The organism is Variovorax sp. VRV01 (assembly GCF_014852545.1).
GTDB lineage: Bacteria > Pseudomonadota > Gammaproteobacteria > Burkholderiales > Burkholderiaceae_C > Variovorax > Variovorax beijingensis_A.
The window spans coordinates 38,642-57,064 of sequence record NZ_JACVBS010000029.1 but is presented as its reverse complement, the minus strand read 5'-3'; the positions used below and the strand labels follow the sequence as shown (position 1 = coordinate 57,064).

Below are 18,423 nucleotides of genomic sequence, written 5' to 3'. Positions count from 1 at the left end.
GCGATGCACTGGGGCGCGGCCCGGTCGGCCCGCAGCTGGCGCAGGGCCGGGTCGAGCTGGTGCCCGCGAAGGTGCGCGTCGTCGCGGACGCGGTGGCAGCGGACGCCCTTGCAGGCGACGCCGGCGGCGGTGGCGAGGAAGCCGCGCGGCCGCGGGCCCGCGAGGGTGCGGTCATGGCCGCCAACCTCGACCTGTTCCGGACCGCGCGCTCCGAGGTGCTGGTCGTCTCGCCCTATTTCGTTCCGGTGCCGCGCATGATCGAGGCGCTGTCCCATGCGAGCCGCGAGGGCGCGAGCGTGTCGGTGATGACCAATTCGCTCGCCACCACCGACGAGCCGCTGGTGCACTACGGCTATGCGCGCTACCGCAGCACCCTCCTGCAGATGGGCGCCACGCTGCATGAACTGATGCCGGCCGGCGAGCCGCATCCGGGCTGGAGCGAGAACGAAGGCAGCCGCGGCTCGCTCGGCCGCCTGCACGCCAAGCTGGCGGTGGTCGACCGGCGCTGGTTCTACGTGGGATCGATGAACATGGACCGGCGCTCGGCGCACTGCAACACCGAACTCGGCCTGATCGTCGACAGCCCCGCGCTGGCCGGCGAACTCGTGGAACTGATCCGGCGGGTGCGCATGCCCGCGAGCTTCACCGTGAGCGAGCTGCCGCGGCACGGCGGCCTGCAATGGAGCTTCCAGCGCGACGGGCGGCACTGGGTGCTGCACCGGGAGCCGGAATCGAACTGGGCCCAGCGGCTGCGCTGGTCGCTGCTGTCGCTGGTGGTGGACGAGGACCTGCTGTGACCCGAACCTCGGCCGCGCGGTCGGTTCTCAGCTAACTCTGAACTCTTCTCACTTAACGCTGAACTCGAAGAGCGTGCGTCTCAACCGTCCGCCGTGCTCGAATGCCGATGCGCTTGATGCGCTTGGCGGCATCCATGTCTTCGTTTGGACTCTGAATCCGATGTGTCGGTCTCGAAGCCCGAGCGGGCATTTCGAAGAAATAATTGATGGGCTCCCGGAGCAACCACGGTTCCAGGCGGTCGTGAACGCGGTGTACGCACTTCTCACGCGTCGGATCCTGTTTGCCGCCGCGTAGGTTTGCAGCGCAACCAGCTTGGTTCAGAGATTCGGGTAAAGGTGCCGTTCGCACAAGATGTAATCAAATTCCTACAATCAGGCGATTGCGAACCCGAGGCGTCCAAAAAGCGATGGCTGGCGCGGGCTGCAAAATGTTAAATTCGTAAAAGGAGGCCACCCTGCGGCGATCCTTCATGCGTTCGCACACGGGACCGGGAGATGGCCTCCACATGGAGCGGTCCTGCAGCATTGCCGTGTTCGAAACGGCGGTCCGTCGCGCTCCAGGTCACCACCTTGCTCTCGGACTCACTGCCACATGACATCTTCTTTTGTCCTTCCAACCGTGCGTGTGCCGTCTGCCCGCCCCCGATCCCTCATCTCCCGTTTCCTCACACTGCTCCTGGGTGTCATTGCGCTGCTGTCCGGATGCGGGGGCGGCTCGGGGGGCGGCGTAGGGTTCTTCGGCGCCGTTCCCGCAGGCCCGCAGCCGCCCGCCGGATTGAGCTACGCCATGACTTCGGCGGTGTATGAGGTGGGCCAGCCGATCGTGCCGAACCGCCCCAGCGCAAGCGGCGGCACGGTTGACCGCTATTCGGTTGCCCCCCCTCTGCCGGCTGGTCTGGTCCTCGACACGGCCACGGGCGTTATCAGCGGAACGCCCACCGCGGTCGCGCCGGCCGCCGTGTATGTGGTTAGCGCAGAGAACACCGGCGGCAACACCACGGCCCGCGTCGAAATCGAAGTGCGCAGCACACCAGCCGCGCCTGGCGGGCTGACCTACCGCGTTCTGGCTGCGGTCTATACGGTGGGCGAGACCATTGCGCCGAACGCACCCAGCAGCAGCGGCGGTCCGATCACTGGCTACGCCGTCGCGCCGGCACTCCCGGCCGGACTGCTGTTCGATGCGCGATCGGGCGTCATCAGCGGAACACCCACCGCACCGGCCGCCGAGGCCGACTACATCGTCACCGGCAGCAATGCGGCGGGGTCGGCCGTGGTCACGCTGCGACTGACCGTCAACGCGGCACTGGTGGCGCCCGTCAGCGTGAGCTATGCCACCCCCGATGCGTTGTACGTGACAAGCGAGCCCGTCGTTCCCAACACACCGCAAGTCACCGGCGGCGTGGCTTCCGCGTTCTCGGTTTCGCCGGCGCTGCCGGCCGGCCTGAGCCTGAACACGCTGACCGGCGCGATCACCGGCACGCCGACCGTGCTTCAGCGGCAGGCGACGTACACCGTTACCGCAAGCAACAGTGTGGGCTCGGCGCAAACGCAGATCCGGATCATCGTCACCGGGCAGGGAAGCTGGACAACGATGAGCGCGGTTCCGCTCGCCCGGCACTATTTCGCGATGGTGCGGCTGCCCAGCGGCAAGGTGATGGTCATCGGCGGCTTCGCGACTTCCACCATCACCAATTCGGTGGTCGTCTACGATCCTGCAACCAACGGCTGGTCGCCCGCGGCTTCGATGTTGTCCGCGCGCTCCGATCCGTCCGCAACGGTGCTGCCGGACGGCCGGGTGCTGGTCGCCGGAGGCGATACGAATGTCAATGCAACCCTTGCGAGCGCCGAAATCTACGATCCGGTGGCCAACACCTGGACAGCGACCGCCAGCATGGCTGAGGCCCGCACCCGGCAAACGGCCACGCTGCTCCCGAATGGCAAGGTCCTGGTCATCGGCGGCTACAACAGGGGCGGAAGTCTCACGTTCTCGCAGACCGCCGAAATGTACGACCCCGCACAAGGCACCTGGACCACCATGACCACGCCGCTGTCGGATTCGCGCGGCCAGCACGCCGCTCAGCTGCTGCCGGGCGGCAATGCCGTGCTGTTGATCGGCGGCGTCAACAGGACCGGGTTCGTGAACACTGCCGAACTGTTTCCGGTGAACGACACCGGCAGCACCACGGTGCTGCCGTACACGGTTCCGAGTGGCAATGTCTATACCTCGGTGCTTCTCGACGACGGCAGCGTGCTCGCCACGGCGGACGGCAGCACCACCGCCTTGCGCTTTCATCCCGACACCTCGAGCTGGACAACGAGCACCTTCAGCAGCACGCGCCTGCTACCCACCATGACCACGCTCGCAGATGGGCGCGTGTTGCTGGCCGGGGGCGCCTCCAACGGCGGTGTTCGACTGACGACGGCCGAGATCTACAACCCCGATGCAAATGTGTGGACCACGGCCGCCCCCATGTCCACCGCTCGCGGGGCAGCCTCGGCCGTGTTGCTGACCGACGGCAGCGTGCTGGCAGTCGGCGGGTTCAACACCACCAGCCTCGATTCCGTCGAACGCTACACACCCTAGCCAGCGGGAGCGTGCCACGTCACTCATCTTGAAGCACAACTTCAAAAGGCATGCGGCATTGGCCACCTATTTCTTTCAGACCCCGTCCCTGCAATAAGCGGGGACCGGCGCGGATGCCCAGCAGGCGCTCGGCCGGACCGAACTTGAGGGGCAGCTCGGATCGGCCATTGGCGGTGCTAAGGCCGTCAAAATAAGCATGCCTCCGTTGCCGAAAAATTCAGAGCTAAATGAAACTGACAGGGAAGAGTTCTGAGTTAGCTGAAACAACAGTTCAATACTCTGAGACCACAAGGGCTCTAGGTCATTGATTCGTGAGGGACGGCGATTCAGGGGTGGGAGACACGCGCAGCCGGCGGCGCAATGGCCCGTGGGCCTCCTCGGGCGACGCTCGGCGCGCACGCCAGGGCTTGACGACGGCGTACCACGCGCAGAGCGGCCACAGCACGACGGCCGAACCGGCAGCGAGAAGCTGCATGTCGAGCAGGAGCTCGGCGCCCGGCACGTAGCAATCCCCCGATGCAGGGCATCCGATGGCGCGGCGGTAGCTGTCATGGAAGCGGTATTGCACGACGGGGATCGCCGCCGCCAGGGCCCACCACAGGACACGCAGCGCAGTGCGGAGCAGCTTCAGCAATCTCATGGTGGATTCTCCTGGGGTACCGGCCCGCATTCTGCCCTTCGCCCCGCGGGCCCGGCAGGACCGCGCGGCGCCCATGAGGCATTCCGGCCGCGCTGGCATCATCTCCACCCTCTCCACCCTCTCCACCCTCTCCACCCTCTCCACCCTCTCCACCCTCTCCACCCTCTCCACCCTCTCCACCCTCTCCCACCCTCTCCCACCCGCGGAAGAAAAACGGCCATGCCTCGATTCGCGCTTCCACGTCCCTCGGCGACGAAATCCATTCTCCTGGGCCTTGTTGCCGCGCTGCTGGCAGTCACCGCCGCCGCGCAGTCGGCGACGACGACGCTGCGCATCGCCACGGAGTATCCGGCCACCTCGATGCCCGGCCTCGGCGTCTCGTATTTCGTGCAGCAGGTCGTGCAGAAGACCGAGGGCCGCCTGGTGTTCGAAGCCAGCTTCGACGCCGCCGCCGGATTCAAATCAGCGGACATGGTGGATGCCGTCGAGGCGCGCAGGATCGACGCGGGCGACGCCTTTGCCGGCGGCGTGGCGAACCGGTACCCGCTGTTCGCGGTGTCGTCGCTGCCCTTCCTGGCCGATTCGCTGCCACGCGCAGAAGCGCTTCTCAAGGCGGCACGCCCGGCTTACGAACGGTTTCTCCAGGCGCATGGACAAAGGCTGTTGTACACGACGCCCTGGCCCGCGTCCGGCATCTGGTCGAGGAAGCCGGTGACATCGCCCGATGGCATGCGGGCGCTTCGCATCCGCACCTACGACGACATGTCGCAGTCGACCCTGGCAGCGGCGGGCGCCCAGGCCTTCAACATCTCGTTCGCCGATGCGGTGGCGCGCATCGCTGCCGGCGACGTCGACGCGGTCCTGTCCTCCGGCGACGGCGGTGCCGGCCGCAAGCTCTGGCAATACCTGCCGGCCTTCACCGAGATCAACTACGCCATGCCGATCTCGATCGCCACAATCAACCTGGCGGCCTATGAAAGCCTCGACGCCGCCGCCAGAACGGCCGTCGACCAGGCGGCCGCCGAGACCGAGGCGGCGCAGTGGCAGCGCATCCGCAGCCGCCTGGAGGACAACTACAGGGTCATGCGCAGCAACGGCGTGGTGATCGAGACGAATGTGCCGCCGGCCGTCACCGGTGCGCTGAAGGCGGCATCGGCCGGCGCCATCAGCCAATGGCAGGAGCAGGTGGGGCCGGACGCCGACGAGATCCTGAGGCGGTTCTCGGGCCGGTGAGGGACCGCCGGTCCGCCGGGCGAAGGGTGCAGTTGGCCGTTCGCGCCGCCGATCCGGAGGCGGTCCGCCAAGTCTCGGTGCTGCTGGCCACCGGATCGATCGAGGCCGGGATCGCAGCGCCGCTAGACGCCTTTCTTGGCGGTCTCCGCGGCGAGGTGGCCGTGGCCGTCCAGCCGGTCGCACAGGTCGCTCGAAATGCCGCTGCCGACCTTGCGCACGAACCATTTGCCCGACGCGACGATCTCCTCGTAGTCCGATGTATGAAACCAGCGCGACAGCGAGGGATCGATCAGGTGCAGGTTCGCCGCGTCCCAGACGCCGCTGCCGCTGACGGGCTCCACGGTGTGCTGCAGCGGGGAATTTGTGAGCAGGGTATGAAAGTAGATTTCGTCGGGCGCCTTGGAGAACCGAAGAAAACGCTTCACCGACGCTTCATGCGGATACGACACGAGGTAGCTCACCGCTTCAGGGGTCAGCGCCCACCATTGGGAACCGAAGTGCCACTGCGAGAAGAGCGGCAACGAACGCCGCCCAAGCTTGCCGACGAATTGCAGAAGACCGCGTGACAGCCGTACGAGGGTGTATTTCCGTCCATCCACCGGAAGGTCCTGGTAGAACCAGAAGTGGCGGACCCGCTCGTGCTGTTTGCGCATGCTTGCCAGCGGAATCAGCTTGATGAAGTTCGTGCCGGCATGCGACCGCGAATAGGCCCGGAATTCCTCCGGCGGACGCAGTGGATAGCAGTTGCCCGAGAGCAGCACGAAGTGGCTCACCTGCGACACCTCGCATTCCGCGAGCGCGGTGCGCATGAGCCTCAGCGTGGCTTCGACCTGGGAGATGGCGCCCCAGTGCACGTCGACACGATCCTTCACGAAAATTACGCGCGGATCGTCGATCCGGAACGCGGCAGGCTCGGCCTTGGCATCGACATGGACGATGCAACGGCCGACTGAAACGAGGCGCCGCAGCAAGCGCTTCGCCTGTTGGGGGTCCGCATGTACAAGCAACAGGAATACCGGGCTCATGTCACGATGGTGCGTCTCATCAGCTGCTGCGTGCCTGGCAGAGGGTTCTGGGAGTGCTTTCGAGGCCGAAGCGGCCCAGATCGTACGACAGGCACGCGATTGCCCCATGGGGGTGGGTACCTAGGTGGGCCGGCCCTCCTCTCGACCTGACGTCACGCCCGCGGCACCCACGCTGGGCTTGCGTCATCGCGCATGCCGACGCGGCACCGCTCTCTGAAGTCTGGATTGGAAGTGCCGTCGCGCACACCCACGGGAGCGTGGCGCGGCGTACTTGGTCGGGTGTGTTGTTGTGGCTTTGAGCCTGCCGAAGGCCAAGCGCGGAGGATCGCAGCTCGTCAGGCGGCGGGTAGCATTTCAGGAGAACGTGGGCTTGTCCAACGCCGTTGGCGCGAGGTAGCGTCGCGCCAACGGCAACGCGCCGTACGGTTCAACGCGGCGCTATGGCGTTCGCGAGGAAACGTTGCAGCGCATCATTCAACTCGTAGCTCTGGCGCTTATGCAGCACGTACGTGGTGATGTGTATGTCCTCTTGCAGAGGCAAGGCCACCACGTCGGTGCGGCGCAAGGTAGCCATGTGGCCGGCATCGGCGACTCCAACCCCCAGACCGGCAGCCACACGGGTGACGTAACCCGCCAGGGTCCGGGCTTCGCCGGCGATGACAGCGCTCACCGCGAACTTCCGACGTACAGCATCCATCTGACTGCGAAGCCCCGGCAAACGATCGGGGTGAGAGGCGATCATAGGAAACCCAAGGAGCTCAGAAATCGGCAGGACGTCGCGTGTTGCCAACTCGTGACCAGGCGGGAGCAATGCAACCAATGGGTATGACCATGCCGCATCTTGGACGATGGCGTCGTCGCCCGGCACACCGAAGGAGAACCCGGCGTCCACTTCCTCGCGCCGCAGCGCAGTCAGCAGTTCGACCGCGCGCATCTCCGTGATTTCGAGCGGGACGCTGGGCGGGAGCGTTTGCCATCTCGCGAAGCACTCGGAGAGCTTGGGTTGGGCGATCCCGTCGGCTACGCCAATGCGAAGCGGCGCACGGTCCCGTGCATCGGTTGCGCGTACGACGCGTTTGATGCGTTGCAGCCGAATAAAAAGCCTGCGAGCGTGTTCCAGCAGCTTTTCTCCGGCCGGTGTGAGTTGCAACTTGCGCGTCGGTGAGCGGACGAACAGCAAGACTCCCAATCGATCCTCCAGATCCCGGATGGTGCGTGCCAGCGGACTCTGGTCGATGTGAATGCGTTCGGCCGCTTTTCGGAAGTTGAGCTCCTCCGCGACTGCGATGAAGTAGCGTAGATGGCGAAGCTCAATCATTCTTGCTGCAGTGTCACTGAACCACTAGCCGACGCGAGGCTGATCAGAGCCGTACGGGCAAGTGCACCCACGTTCAGCGCAAACGCCATTGGTCCGATTAGGCATCAAGTCGCAAGTTCGACATGGATCGCGTGTAGCAGCCGCTCGACCTCGCTCTCCGTGCCGACGCTGATTCGCACCCACTCCGGTAGACCATACGAATCGACGGGACGAACGATGAGGCCATGCTTTTCCAGCCTCCGCGCAAATGCCGCGCCTTGCCCTGCCTTGGCGAGAACGAAATTTGTGTGCGACTCGAGGCTTTGAATTCCAAGGCTCGTCAAACCCTTCACCAGCATCTGGCGCACGCGACCGTTCATCTCGATCGTGCGCGACAGGAATTCTTGGTCATCCAACGCCGCGATCGCAGCCACCTGAGCAGTGTGCGTCACGGTAAATGGAGAGCGAACCCTGCGGAGCATGTCCGCGAGCGCAGGCTGGGCAATTCCGTATCCCACACGGAGTCCCGCCAGTCCATAGGCCTTCGAGAAGGTGCGCAACACGACGAGATTCGGAAAGCGCCTGACCCAATGGACGGAATCCCCCCGAAGTTGCGGGCCGACGAACTCGAAGTAAGCCTCGTCGAGAATGACCACCACGTGCGCAGGCATGCGCGACAGAAAGGATTCCAGTTCGTCCGGTTCCAGGACCGTCCCGGTCGGGTTGCCCGGGTTGGCAATGTAGACCAGCGAGGGATTCTCGCCAAGCGCCCGCTCCAGCCCGCCCAGATCGACCTTGAGATCAGGTGAGGGCACGACGATGGGCACCGCGCCCATTCGCTTCGCCGCATTGACATAAGCCTGAAAGGAGTACGCCGAATACGCCGACTTTCGTCCGCCCTCCAGAATCGTTGCGGCAATGTTTCCCAGCACACTCTCTGAACCTGCGCCAACGACCACCCACTCCGGCGAGATGTCATGGAACTGAGCGATCGCCTTCACGAGAGCCGCACAGTCGCTGTCGGGATACCTCGAGATATCGATCGCCGCGCTGGCCAGAGCGGCCAGCGCCTTGGGGCTTGCCCCGAGCAGGTTCTCATTCGATGCGAGCTTGACGATTTCGTTCTCCTCGAATCCAAGTCGCGCAGCCAGGTCGGAGATTGGCAATCCGGGAACGTAGGGTTTGAGGGATGCGATATGGGCGGGGTAAATGGGCGTTGCAGTCATGTGCGGATGCTCCCGTAGTTTCCCAGCCTTGCCTAGTCAGGCCGCGCCATTCATGATTGCCTTTGGAAATCACCCTCTCTGTTCGCAGCCAGCGCATTCATGACATTGCAGCAGTTGAAAGATCTTGTCGCCGTGGTCGCCCACGGTGGATACCGTGCGGCCTCGCGGGTCCTTGGTGTTTCCCAGGCCGGGCTGACCAAGAGCTTGGCCAAGTTGGAAGAGGAGTACGGCATCGAGTTTCTGCAGCGAACCGCGAAAGGCGTCGTCCTCACGACACGCGGAGAAGAGTTCGTGGCCCACGCCCGGGCCGTCCTGCTGGAAGCGGAGCGTGCCGAGCATTGGTTGCAGGCGATCAAGGCGCCAGGCGACGTGCAGGTCAAGGTCGGGGTTTCAGTCGAACCCTCCTTGCGTTTGGTACCTGCGGTCCTAAAGGACTTCCGCCATGTCTTTCCTCAAGCGGTCATCCACCTCGCCCAGCGCTCGTCCAGCGAGCTTCTGGCGGCCGTCCGCGACGGCAGGCTGGACCTGGCCGTGATGCGGCTGCCCCAATTGGACGAAACAGGCGATCTGTGCGTGCAGGCGTTGTACACGGCCACCGCCGCGCTCTTCGCGCGCCTGGATCATCCGCTGCGCAACGCGAAATCCATCGGCGATCTTGCTGACTCGGAATGGATCGTGGTGGGTGATCCATCCCGTCCGGGGCAGCAGGACGAGAGCATTCAGGAATTGTTCCTGCAGCATCGTCTCGGACGGCCCCGCTTCGCTTGTGTATCGGACTCGCTGTTTGGAGCCATTTCGATGCTTCTCGAATCCGACTGCGTCGCGCGGCTGCCGTCGTCGCTGCTCACGCACCCGCTTGCAGCCAATACGCTGACCGAAATTCGTATCCGCGAACAGGCGGATCTGGTCTTTCAAGTCGGCATCGTCTACAAGGCTGGAAGGCGCTTGAGTCCTGCGGCATCGCAACTCGCATCCATGCTCAAATCGTTCTCACGCATGACGCAGGGTCTTCAACGCTCGACCCTTGCGCAGGCTTGAAGCCCAACAGCCACGAGGAGAATTCGCTGCGCTATTGGCGGATCTTTCCCAGGCCGCTCACGATCGACAGTTCGACATAGCGCGAGCCCGTGTGCTGCGTCGGCTTGAAGGCCACACTGTAGCCGCCCATGTCATAGGGTGCCATGCTGTGCAAGGCGTTCACCATGCCTTCGCGCGTAGGCTTCGCCCCTTGGCGGCGCACGGCTTCGACAATCACGCGGCCGGTAACGTAGCCCTCCATCATCGCGAAACTCAACGGCACCTCGAGCTTTTGCGCCCTCACCGCGTCGACGAACTCCTTGGTGAGGCGGCCTTTGATCTGATAGGGGCTGGGCGCGACCTGAGCGATGATCACCCCCGCCATCTGCTCCTCGCTCAGGCGTTGCGACAGCTGCTCGATTTCGGTTCCCGAATGTCCCAGCAACTGTGCCGTGCCGCCAAGGCTGCGGTAACCCTCGATGAAGGCCGCCGCCGCAGCGCCACTGGTGACCATGATGATCGCCTGCGGCTTTGCCTGTATGAATTGGTTCGTCGCCTCGCTCACCACAGTGGTGTTAGGTGTGTAGGAGGCTCGCGTGATGATTGTGGCGCCCGCCTTCTGCGCCTCCGCATCGGCAGCAGCGACCAGCACCTGCGCATTGGGGCCATTTTCGTAGAGCAGCGCCAAGCGCTTGATACCCACCGTGGCCAGATGCGTAGTCATCCGGGCAAGCTCATCGCGAAGGCCGGCGCGCACGCTATAAAGCATTGGCGCCTCGTCCTGCATCTCCGCGCTTCGATAACCCACGAGCACAAGGCGCTCGTCTTTCAACAACCCCGAAGCTACCAGGTCCGAGATATTTCGGCTGCCGAAGTAGCCGGCCAAGACCAAGGGTTTGGCGTCGGTCACAAGTTGCCGGGTGAGCGCCACCGTGTCGCTGGGCTGGCCACGGTCGTCCTTGCGCACCAGGGTGAAAGTGTGGCCGTTGGCGCCCCCCTCCTTATTCACCGCCTCGAAGTACATCTGCATGCCAGCGCTGTAGGCCCGGCCCTGCCGCGCCTCTGGTCCCGTCAGGGGAGCGACCTGGCCCACGACGATCTGCGCCGCACCTGCGGCCTGCGCAACCACGGACAGCCAAACCGCGGACACGGCAATGACCGACCGGGCGCTCGGACGGATGAACGATTTCATTCCATATCCCCTCTAGAGTGATGCACGTTGCCGAGACAAGTTTTCTGAGCGGCAGTTGTTCGGACGAACGGCTGCGCCATGCCTGAATCGTCCTCCCGGATGGGCACAGGGCTCGCCCCACCGAACCTGCTACTCAGGCTTGAAACCAGATTCGCGCACGACCGGCGCCCATTGCTGAAGCTCCTGAACCTGCAGGCGCGTAAAGTCCGTGGACGGCATGTAGGCGCTTTCGATCACCATCTTGTTCAGTCTTCCGTTCAATTCCTGCGAGGCAAGCGCCTGTGCAAAGGCGCGATCCACGCGGCTGACGATGTCCTTTGGGGTCTTCGCCGGCATGAAGGCCCCGAACCAGCCTTGCACCGATCCCATCTTCACGCCTTGCTCGGCGAGCGTAGGAATCTCGGGGGCGAGCGGGTAGCGCTTGTCACTGAAGATGCCGATCACGCGAATCTTGCCCGCCCGCTGATGCTCGATCTGATCGATGAGCGTGTCGATGCCTGCGGGCAGGTGCCCGCCGATCAAATCTGAGACCAGCGGCGCACCTCCCTTGAAGGCGATGTGAGTCCAATCAATCCCGATCTCTCTCCCGAATACAAGGCCCGTGAAGTGAGCCATGCCGCCAGCGCCTGAGGTTCCGTAGCTGGGGTTGGGAGATGCCTTCATCGCCGCGGTGAGTTCCGCCACGGTCTTGGTGCTGGACGTGCTCGGAACGGCAAGGCCAAAGGGGTAGCTCGCGAGGCGGGAAACCGCAACGAAGTCATCCGTGATCTTGTAGTCCAGCTTGTCCGCATAGACCAATGACTGGATGGTGGTCAACGAGTTCGGCGCAATCAGGATCACACTGCCGTTCGCAGCCTCGCGCTTGACCTGCGATGCGGCGATCCGCCCTCCTGCGCCCGGACGGTTATCGACGACCACATTGGTCTTCAGGGCATCCTGCAGTGGCTGCTGGATGAGCCGAGCCAGGGTGTCGACACTGCCGCCGGGCGGATAGGGCACCACCAGCTTGATCAGCGGCGGCATTTGCGCGTGGACCGAGAAGGCGATCGATGCGATGGCCAGCCCAAGGAGAAGAATGGAGCGACGAGGAATGATGGGCATGATCTTGCGTGGTTGAGTGAAGGCTGCGCGATGCTGTCTTTATCCGGTCATATTTGAAAGCTTTGCTGGCGCATCGCGATTGCGTCCGGCAATCAGCGCAACATCATTCGGGTTACTCAACCCGAGCACCGGAGGCACGCACAACAGGCGCCCAGCGCTTGATTTCACTGACCATGAACTGGCCGAGCTCGGCGGAGCTCGACCCCACCGGATCGGCACTCAGATCCTCCATCCGTTTGCGCACCGCCGAGACCTGCACTGCCCGCACCGCTGCGTCGTTGAGCCGCGAGATGACAGATGAAGGTGTGTTGGCTGGCGCAAGGAGCGCATTCCACGTCTCGGCAAGAAAGTCGGCGAAGCCGGCCTCGGCCGAAGTCGGCGTGACCGGCAGGCTTGAAAGTCGCTGTGGCGTTGTCACCGCGAGTGCACGCAGCTTTCCAGATTGGATATGGGGCAAAAGCGCGGGAACGGTGTCGTAGACGATGTCGATGTTCCCCGCGAGCAGGTCCTGCAAGGCGGGTGCTGCTCCCTTGTAGGGGACATGCGTGGACTGAACCCCCGCCTGCGAATTGAACATTTCTCCCATCAGGTGGCTGAACCCACCCACCCCCTGACTACCAAAGGTCAACTTGCCAGGATCCTTGCGCATGGCCTGCGCGAGCTGCCCCAAGGACTGCCAGGCCGAGGAGGCCTGCACCACGACGATGCCTCCCACGCGCGCGATCAGGGACACGGGTGCGAAGCTGCGTATCGGGTCATAGGGCAGCTTCGCATGCAGCGCGGGGTTGATCGCATGGGTCGACACGGTGGCCATCAGCACGGTGTATCCATCCGCGGGCGATCTGGCCACGATGTCCGAACCCAGGCTCCCACCGGCCCCCGCCCGGTTGTCGATCACCACGGGCTGCCCCAGCGTGCCGCTCATTTCGGCCGCGACCAGCCGGGCCACGATGTCGGTTCCTCCCCCGGCAGCGAAGGGAACGACCATCTTGAGCGGCCTTTGCGGGAAAGGCTCCGCCGCCTTCACGGCAGACGAGAGCGGTACGGCGGCGGATGCAAAGAGGAATTGTCGGCGCAACATCTTTTCACTGATCCATGCTGTTGGCGAAGAGCGATCAGGCGCCGTGCAGCGACCGGTACTGCAGGAGATCCTCGATCCCGAACCGGCCGTTCTCGCGCCCGAATCCGGACCAGCCCCAACCGCCGAAGGGTGTCGCGAGATTCTGGGCAGCACCGTTGATCACCACCTGCCCGGTCTTCATGCGCCTCGCGAACGCGGCGGCACGCACCGGGTCCGCAGACCACACCGCGCCGGACAGGCCATAGCGTGTGGCGTTGGCCAGGGCAACGGCTTCATCCTCGGAGTCGTAAGCCATCACCGAGAGAACGGGTCCAAAGACCTCCTCCCGGGCGATCTCCATGTCCGGTCGAACGCCGGAGAAGACCGTCGGCGGCACGTAGTACCCGTGCGAGAGCTTTTCCGGCACCTTGCCAGCCCCTGCCACCGGACGCGCGCCTTGTTCACGCGCACGTGCGATCATGGCCAGCACCCGTTCTTGCTGGCTGCGACTCGCGACAGGTCCCAGGCGAGTGCTCGCGTCAAGGGGATCGCCAAGCGGCCATGGTTCCAACGCGGCGCCCAGCCGGCCTTCGACCTGTTCGAGCAGGCCTCGAGGCGCGATGAGACGGGACTGGCTGACACACGCCTGTCCGGAGTTGGCCATGCTCAAGCGCACCACTGCGGCCAGGGCCGTGCCCAGGTCCGCATCCTCAAGCAGTACTGCAGCTGACTTGCCACCCAACTCCAGGGTGACCGGTTTGAGATCCTCAGCCGCCGCAGCCATGATGCGGCGGCCGACGGCGGTCGATCCCGTGAAGCTGACGTGCTGGACATCGGGATGCCGAACAAGCCTGTCTCCGACGTCAGGCCCGCCCCAGACCATGTTCACCACGCCCGGCGGCAGGCCGGCGAAGTGGACCGCTTCCATGAACACGTGCGCGGCACCGGGCGAGACCTCGCTGGGCTTCAGGATGATCGAGCACCCGGCTGCGATGGCTGGGGCAACCTTGGCGACGATCTGATGCAGCGGGAAATTCCAGGGCGTGATTGCGGCCACGACCCCCGACGGCACCAGTTCGACCCGTCCGTTGCCGATCTGCTCGGTCCACGTGATCTGTTGAATACCGTCTCTCGCGAACTCCAGGCCCTTCAGGGCCATTGGGACCTGCATGAGTTGGCCCAGCCACACGGGGCAGCCCATCTCACGGGCAAGGAGCGAAACCGCCTCGTCGGTACGCTTGAAAAGTTCCGCGTGCAGGCGAGTTAAGGCCTCGCTTCGCTCCTCCAGTGTCGATCGTGACCACACCTGGAATCCGGTGCGCGCGCTCTGGACCGCCTGGTTGACATTCCCCGGCGAACTGGGAACGACCTCGCCGATGGCGCACCCCGTGGAAGGATCCACCATCGGCATGGCAGGAGCGCCTTCGGATCGCACGAACGCGCCATTGGCGTAGAAGCTGTCATAGCGCCTCATCGCGGGGTCTCGCCCAGCGGATTGGCCGGCGCCTGCGGCGCGCTCATGCCCTTCATCGGCTGAAGCCGAAGCAGATGCCACGGGCTCGGCATCACCCCCACCTTAGCCTCGATCAGCACCGGCCCAAGATGCGTGTTCGCCTCACGCACGGCGGCCTCCAGCTGCGATGGCGATCCCACCGCCTGGAAGGCGACACCGAAGGCTCGCGCCAGCAATTCGAAGTCGGGGTTGGCCAGATCGACACCAACCTCTGCGCCGAATTCCCGCTTCTGGATGGCACGCACGTTGCCGTAGTACCCGTCATTGAAGACGATCAAGGTCACCGGAAGCCGGTAGCGCTGCGCAGTCGCCAGCTCCTGCATGTTCCAGCCAAAGCCGCCATCCCCGGTCACCGAAACAACGCGTCGTCCGGCGGCACCCACCGCGGCCCCCAGCGCGACAGGGAACCCATAGCCCAGCGTCCCTTGATACCCGGGTCCGATGTAGGTTCGCGGCGCATCGACGGGGAACGCGATTCGTGCCAGGTAGCCCACCTGCGTCAACTCGTTGACGAAGATGCCGTCCTCCGGCATCGCCTTGCGGATCGCCCGGACATAGGAGGCCTGCGGCTCCACCAAGTCGATCTGGCCCTGCGCCCAGCGCTTGACCAAGGCTGCGCGATCATTGGACAGACGAACATTCGCCTTCACCCGTTCCGCCAGTTCGCGCAAGGCCGGCAGGGCGTCGGCCACAAGCGAAACCTCGGGCGACCTTGGCGGGCCCAGGTCCGCTTCGTCGATGTTGACGTGGATGTAGCGGACCTTTCCGGCGGGCCAGGAGGGCGTCGGCGTCAGCACGTCGGCGAACCGGCTGCCCACGACGAGCACCACGTCCGCGTGCTCGAAGACCGCTCGCCCCGCCAAGGCATTCATCGCCAGCGGATGGTTGTCGCTGATCGCTCCTCGGCCGTTGTCGCTCATGACAACAGGTGCGCCGATCTTTTCCGCGAGGCGCTGCAGTTCAGCATGCGCCGCGCTTGCGAAGATGCCGCCCCCCACATAGATGACGGGAAAGGAGGCCTCATCCAGCAAGGCGGCCGCTTTCTGAATCTGTACGAGATCTTCCGCGCTCAGACCTTTCTGCGATTGATCAGATTCCGGGGCCTGGGGATCGATAGCAGTCGACGCGCTCAGGTAGTCGTGAGGAATCTCGATGCCCACCGGACGCGGTCGGCCTCGTCCAAGTTCGCGGAAGGCGTTGTCCAACGCGACGCGGATGTCGGAGGGGGACGTGACCATGTGATGCCATTTGGTCAGTCCCCGGACGAAGCCTGACTGATCCTTGATTTCATGCAGCAGTCCGCAGCCTTTGCCGATGCCGCTGGAATGGATCTGCCCCGTCACGAACAGGACCTTGGAGTTCGAAGCATAGGCCGTCGCCAGGGCGGCGCCCGCGTTGAGCGCACCGGGTCCAGGCACCACCATGGCGGCTCCGATCCGGCCGGTAGCGCGGTAGTAGCCGTCCGCCATGTAGGTGGTTGTCTGTTCATGCCGAGGGATGAACAAGCGGACCTCGTCGCTTCGCTGCCGCAGTGCATCCACTGCCCAATCGAGCTGGATGCCTGGGATGAGGAAGAGATCCTTGATGCCGTTCTTGATCAGGCCATCGACCAGCGCCTGGCCTCCGGTGGTTTGCGGTGTGTCGCTCATGTGCAGCTCGCTTGAAATGAAAAATGGATGTGCAGAAGCCGAGGATGGGGCGCCACGTCCGGCGCCCATCACGCAAGGCCCAGGTTGATGTCTATCGCCGGGCGTGCAGGTCGACCTACTCGACCTTGGCCCCGGTGGACTTGACGACCGCGCCCCATTTCCGGGACTCGGATGCGATCCACGACGCGAACTGATCCGGAGTGCTTGCGACCACCTCGAACTCCATGTCGTGAAGCCGCCCCGTCATGTCCGGTGAGTTCAGGATCTTGACGAGCTCGCGGTGATAGCGCTCGATGATCGGCTTGGGCGTTCCGGCCGGAACGAGCAGGCCGACCCAGCCGGTGGCCTCGAGGTCCCGGTAACCAAGTTCGATGAGCGTCGGGACATTCGGAGAACTCCGGAACCGCTTCTCCCCTGTGGTCGCCAGCAGTTTCAGTCGCCCCTGCGCCACGAACTGCTGGACGTTGCCGGGCACCATGAAGGCCACCTGCACATTGCCGGCGAGCAGATCCGTCACCGCAGGCGTGGCTCCTTTGTAGGGGACATGCGTGACACCGATGCCGGCGGCGGCTTTGAGCATCTCCATCGTCAGGTGCGAGGCGCTTCCCATGGCAACCGACGCGTACGAATACTTGCCGGGACTGACCTTCGCCTTGGCGATGAATTCCTTGGCGGTCGAGAAATCCGCTGCGGGCCCCGCCACCAGGTACTGCGGAGTCTTCACCGCAAGAGTGATGGGCGCCAGGTCCCTTTGCGGGTCGTAGGGCATCTTGGCAAACAGCGACGGGTTGATCGCCAGCGGGCCGTTGTAGCCAACAAGCAAGGTGTGTCCGTCGGGAGGCGACTTGGCCACGAAGTCGGCGCCGATGTTTCCGCCCGCGCCTGGCCTGTTCTCCACAATGACCGGCTGGCCCAGTGCCTCCTGGAGCTTCGGCGCGATCAGCCGGGCCAATGCGTCATTCGTGCTTCCCACGATGGGCACCACGATCTTGATGGGTTTCGTGGGCGCCCATTCCTGAGCGGTAGTCGGTGCTCCGGCCAGCATGAGGCCCGCTGCGGCGAGCCCCGCTGCAATCATCCTGTGCATCATGAATTCAGTCCTACTTCGCCGGAGGCGGCATGCGCGAGATCAGGTCGGCCCATTTCTTGGACTCACCTGCGATGAACTGGCTGAAGGCCTGCGAGTCCATGTAAGCCGGCTCCGCAGCCAAGTTCGTGATCTGTTGCTGAACGTCCGGGCTCGCGAGCGCCTTCTGCAGCGCTTCGGAGAGCTTGGTGCGCACGTCGGCGGGCGTCTTGGCACTGGCGAACAGCCCCATCCAGGCCGGTGCCGCGTACCCCTTTACGCCCCCTTCGGCGATCGTAGGAAGCTCCGGCGCAACCTTGCTACGCGTGGCGCTGGTGACTCCCAGAGCCACGAGCTTTCCTGCCTTGATGTGCGGGTAGGCAGACGTGAGGTCGACGACTGCCACCGGCACCACGCCTCCGAGCAGATCGGTCACGGCCGGGCCGCTCCCGCGATACGGCACCGCGGAGAGCGAGACGTTCCCCATCTTCGCCAACAGTTCTCCCGACAGGTGCTGCGACGTGTATTGGCCTGGGGTCGCATAGGAGATCCTTCCGGGATTTGCCTTGGCGTCGGCCAGGAGGGCTTGCAGGTTGCCATAGCCCGCCGAGGCGGAGGCCGCGACAACCAGCGGAATATCTGCCAGCTTTCCGATGGGGTACAGGTCGCGCTTCGGGTTCAGCGGCGGCGCATCGGGGAGATGCGGATTCACGGCAATCGCGCCCGTGGCCCCCAGGCCGATGGTGTAGCCGTCCGCCGGCGCGCGCGTCACCGCCATCAGGCCCAGGGCTCCGCCAGCCCCCGGCTTGTTGTCCACGACGACCGGCTGGCCGAGTTGTTGCGACATTTCCTTGCCGACAATGCGCGCAATGGCGTCGGCGGAAGCACCGGGTGCGAAGGGCACGATCAAGGTGATGGGCTTGGCCGGAAAGGACTGGGCTCCCGCCGTCCCAGCGATCATCGAAAGAAGCGCGAAGGGGGCGGCCAGCCGCCAGATTGCAGCGATCACGATTTGTCTCCTTT

At 64.5% G+C, this 18,423-nt stretch carries 15 protein-coding genes; 4 read left to right on the top strand and 11 right to left on the bottom strand.

What is annotated here, in order from left to right:
- Together IB278_RS31455 and IB278_RS31450 are read left to right on the top strand one after the other, a co-directional pair.
- The coding region (locus IB278_RS31455) for a phospholipase D-like domain-containing protein (protein ID WP_225613291.1) at positions 1 to 797 on the top strand (797 nt) is incomplete at its 5' end.
- A 787-nt stretch (positions 798 to 1,584) separates the two neighbouring features.
- Positions 1,585 to 3,381 carry a Kelch repeat-containing protein gene (locus tag IB278_RS31450; RefSeq protein ID WP_192328018.1) on the top strand — a complete coding sequence of 599 codons (1,797 nt, stop codon included), beginning with the start codon at positions 1,585 to 1,587 and terminating at the stop codon, positions 3,379 to 3,381.
- Between the two features lie 301 nt (positions 3,382 to 3,682).
- Here the strand turns inward: IB278_RS31450 and IB278_RS31445 are convergent, their stop codons facing one another.
- Positions 3,683 to 4,021: a hypothetical protein gene (locus tag IB278_RS31445; RefSeq protein ID WP_225613290.1), complete on the bottom strand. Its 339-nt coding sequence runs from the start codon at positions 4,019 to 4,021 to the stop codon at positions 3,683 to 3,685.
- Between the two features lie 219 nt (positions 4,022 to 4,240).
- Between IB278_RS31445 and IB278_RS31440 the strand changes: the two genes are divergently transcribed.
- The gene (locus tag IB278_RS31440) at positions 4,241 to 5,254 is read left to right on the top strand and encodes a TRAP transporter substrate-binding protein (protein WP_192328015.1); all 1,014 of its coding nucleotides are present in this window, start codon (positions 4,241 to 4,243) and stop codon (positions 5,252 to 5,254) included.
- A 122-nt stretch (positions 5,255 to 5,376) separates the two neighbouring features.
- Here the strand turns inward: IB278_RS31440 and IB278_RS31435 are convergent, their stop codons facing one another.
- From IB278_RS31435 to hisC, 3 genes are all read right to left on the bottom strand, one after another.
- Entirely contained in the window at positions 5,377 to 6,279 is a 903-nt protein-coding gene (locus tag IB278_RS31435; protein ID WP_192328012.1) for a beta-1,6-N-acetylglucosaminyltransferase, read from the bottom strand.
- 427 nt (positions 6,280 to 6,706) lie between these two features.
- A complete protein-coding gene (locus tag IB278_RS31430) occupies positions 6,707 to 7,597 on the bottom strand; it encodes a LysR family transcriptional regulator (protein WP_192328009.1) in 891 nt (296 codons plus the stop codon).
- Between the two features lie 104 nt (positions 7,598 to 7,701).
- Positions 7,702 to 8,802 carry a histidinol-phosphate transaminase gene (gene hisC, locus IB278_RS31425; RefSeq protein WP_192328006.1) on the bottom strand — a complete coding sequence of 367 codons (1,101 nt, stop codon included), beginning with the start codon at positions 8,800 to 8,802 and terminating at the stop codon, positions 7,702 to 7,704.
- 99 nt (positions 8,803 to 8,901) lie between these two features.
- Here hisC and IB278_RS31420 point away from each other — a divergent pair, with 99 nt between their 5' ends.
- Positions 8,902 to 9,840, top strand: coding sequence for a LysR family transcriptional regulator (locus tag IB278_RS31420; protein WP_192328003.1), 939 nt, complete (start codon positions 8,902 to 8,904; stop codon positions 9,838 to 9,840).
- 31 nt (positions 9,841 to 9,871) lie between these two features.
- On the opposite strand, the gene IB278_RS31415 is transcribed toward IB278_RS31420, so the two are convergent.
- The 7 genes from IB278_RS31415 to IB278_RS31385 form a co-directional block, all read right to left on the bottom strand.
- Complete coding sequence (locus tag IB278_RS31415; protein ID WP_192328000.1) at positions 9,872 to 11,011, bottom strand: ABC transporter substrate-binding protein; 1,140 nt, start codon at positions 11,009 to 11,011, stop codon at positions 9,872 to 9,874.
- A 129-nt stretch (positions 11,012 to 11,140) separates the two neighbouring features.
- Complete coding sequence (locus tag IB278_RS31410; RefSeq protein WP_192327997.1) at positions 11,141 to 12,112, bottom strand: Bug family tripartite tricarboxylate transporter substrate binding protein; 972 nt, start codon at positions 12,110 to 12,112, stop codon at positions 11,141 to 11,143.
- 112 nt (positions 12,113 to 12,224) lie between these two features.
- Positions 12,225 to 13,193 (bottom strand): Bug family tripartite tricarboxylate transporter substrate binding protein, encoded by a 969-nt coding sequence (locus tag IB278_RS31405; protein WP_192327994.1) that lies wholly within the window; start codon positions 13,191 to 13,193, stop codon positions 12,225 to 12,227.
- 34 nt (positions 13,194 to 13,227) lie between these two features.
- The gene (locus IB278_RS31400) at positions 13,228 to 14,646 is read right to left on the bottom strand and encodes an aldehyde dehydrogenase family protein (protein WP_192327991.1); all 1,419 of its coding nucleotides are present in this window, start codon (positions 14,644 to 14,646) and stop codon (positions 13,228 to 13,230) included.
- Entirely contained in the window at positions 14,643 to 16,334 is a 1,692-nt protein-coding gene (locus IB278_RS31395; protein ID WP_192327988.1) for a thiamine pyrophosphate-dependent enzyme, read from the bottom strand. Before IB278_RS31395 ends, IB278_RS31400 begins: the two co-directional genes overlap by 4 nt.
- A gap of 115 nt (positions 16,335 to 16,449) precedes the next feature.
- A complete protein-coding gene (locus tag IB278_RS31390) occupies positions 16,450 to 17,424 on the bottom strand; it encodes a Bug family tripartite tricarboxylate transporter substrate binding protein (RefSeq protein WP_225613289.1) in 975 nt (324 codons plus the stop codon).
- A gap of 10 nt (positions 17,425 to 17,434) precedes the next feature.
- Positions 17,435 to 18,409, bottom strand: a complete 975-nt coding sequence (locus IB278_RS31385; RefSeq protein WP_192327985.1) for a Bug family tripartite tricarboxylate transporter substrate binding protein — start codon at positions 18,407 to 18,409, stop codon at positions 17,435 to 17,437.
- Positions 18,410 to 18,423 lie beyond the last annotated feature (14 nt).